Below are 1,764 nucleotides of genomic sequence, written 5' to 3'. Positions count from 1 at the left end.
TCGTAGACGCCGCGGATCGCGGCGACGGCGTCGTTCTCGGGCAGGCCGGCCGGTTCGAAGTTGCTCGACCATTCGAGCTTGGCGCCGCCGTCGTCGACCGGGCTCACCTTGATCGTGGCGGTGTAGTTCCTGACCGGCAGCGGGCCTTCGAGGATCGAATAGGTATAGGTGTGGGCGCTGTCGTCGAAGCGTTCGAGCTTCTCGACGATCTCGCCGCCGCCGACCAGCTTCAGGCGCCGGATGCGGCCGCCGTCCTCGAGTTCGCTGGTCTCGATCGCCGGATGCCAGGCCGACAGCGCGTGGAAGCCGCCGATCATCTTCCAGATCTGGTCGGCCGTGACCGGTACGACGGTGCTGACGTTGACGTCGCTCATTTTCCTGCCTCTGTGTGGGGGATGCCGGGGGGCGCGTCGAAGCTAGGCGCCGGCGGGCGGGGCCGCAAGCGGCACGCGCTACACTGCCGGCCTTTTCCCCGTAGCCAGCCGTCCATGCCGTCCATGCCGAACCGCAGCCTGCGTCGCCCCGCCGCCGCCCTCGTCCTGTCTGTCGCCGCGCTGCTCGCCAGCGGCTGCGCCACGTCCCCGGCCGCGCCGCCGGTCACGCGCCCGCCGTTCGCCGGCAACGTCGATTTCGACGCATGGAAGCGTGACTTCGCCGCCGAGGCGCGCACCGCCGGCATTTCGGAAGTGACGGTTTCCACCGTCGTGCCGCGCCTGCGCCAGCTGCCGGAGCTGCTGCCGCTCGATCGCCAGCAGCCGGAGTTCGTGAAGCCGATCTGGTCGTACATCGATGCGACCGTCTCGAACGCGCGCATCGAGCGCGGCCGGCGGCTGCGCGCCGAGCACGCGGCGACGCTCGATGCCATCGCCGCACGCAGCGGCGTGCCGGCCGAGATCATCGTCGCCATCTGGGGCAAGGAAACCGACTTCGGCGGCTACACCGGCCGCACGCCGGTCTACGACGCGCTGGCGACGCTGGCCTCGACCGGCCGGCGACAGGCGTTCTACCGCAGCGAGTTGCTGGCGGCACTGACGCTCATCGATCGCGGCATGCTGCCGGCCAGTCCGCAGCCGACCGGCTCCTGGGCCGGGGCGATGGGTCAGACGCAGTTCATGCCCGGCACCTGGCTGCGTCACGCGGTCGATGGCGACGGCGACGGGCGCATCGACCTCTACGGCAGCCTCGCCGATGCCTTCGCCTCGACCGCGGCCTACCTCGCCGCCAGCGGCTGGCCGGCCGGTCAGCCCTGGGGCTGGGAGGTGCGCCTGCCGGCCGGCTTCGACTGGGCGCTGGCCGGCGAGGACCGTGCGCAGCCGCTCGCGGCCTGGGCGGCAGCCGGGGTCACGCGCGCCGACGGCAGACCGCTCGCCGGCGGCCTGAACGCGACGCTGCTGGTGCCGACCGGCCGGCAGGGGCCGGTGTTCCTGCTGACCGACGGCTTCCGCGCGATCATGAAGTACAACGCCTCGACCTCGTACGCGCTGGCCGTGGCGCTGCTCGGTGACCAGCTCGCCGGCCGCCCGGGGCTCGCCGCCGACTGGCCGCGCTCGCAGCCGCTGCTGTCGGTGGCCGAGACGCGCGAGCTGCAGGAGCGTCTGGCCGCGCGCGGCTACGACAGCGGCACGCCCGACGGCATGCTCGGCACGCGCACGCGCACGGCGGTGCGCGGCTACCAGCAGCGGGCCGGCATGGTGCCGGACGGCTGGCCGACCGCGGAACTGCTGGCGCGGCTGCGCGCCGAAGGCTGACAGCCGTCCGCCGCCC

General features: G+C 73.1%; 2 protein-coding genes. One reads left to right on the top strand and one right to left on the bottom strand.

What is annotated here, in order from left to right; all coding sequences use genetic code 11:
- Positions 1–374 (bottom strand): SRPBCC family protein (locus PKE44_RS19055; protein WP_324554377.1); only part of this gene is annotated, 374 nt, incomplete at its 3' end.
- 114 nt (positions 375–488) lie between these two features.
- Here PKE44_RS19055 and PKE44_RS19050 point away from each other — a divergent pair.
- Positions 489–1,748: a lytic murein transglycosylase gene (locus PKE44_RS19050; RefSeq protein WP_324554375.1), complete on the top strand. Its 1,260-nt coding sequence runs from the start codon at positions 489–491 to the stop codon at positions 1,746–1,748.
- The last annotated feature ends 16 nt before the right edge of the window (positions 1,749–1,764 follow it).

The sequence above is a fragment of the Plasticicumulans sp. genome (genome assembly GCF_035331805.1).
In the GTDB taxonomy this organism is placed as follows: Bacteria; Pseudomonadota; Gammaproteobacteria; order Competibacterales; family Competibacteraceae; genus Plasticicumulans.
Note: the sequence above shows the minus strand (reverse complement) of the source record. Positions and strands in the feature narration are given on the sequence as shown.

What these genes read in the sequence shown, in the direction of transcription:
- PKE44_RS19050 (WP_324554375.1), top strand. Translation starts at nt 489, where the DNA reads ATGCCGTCCATGCCGAACCGCAGCCTGCGTCGCCCCGCCGCCGCCCTC.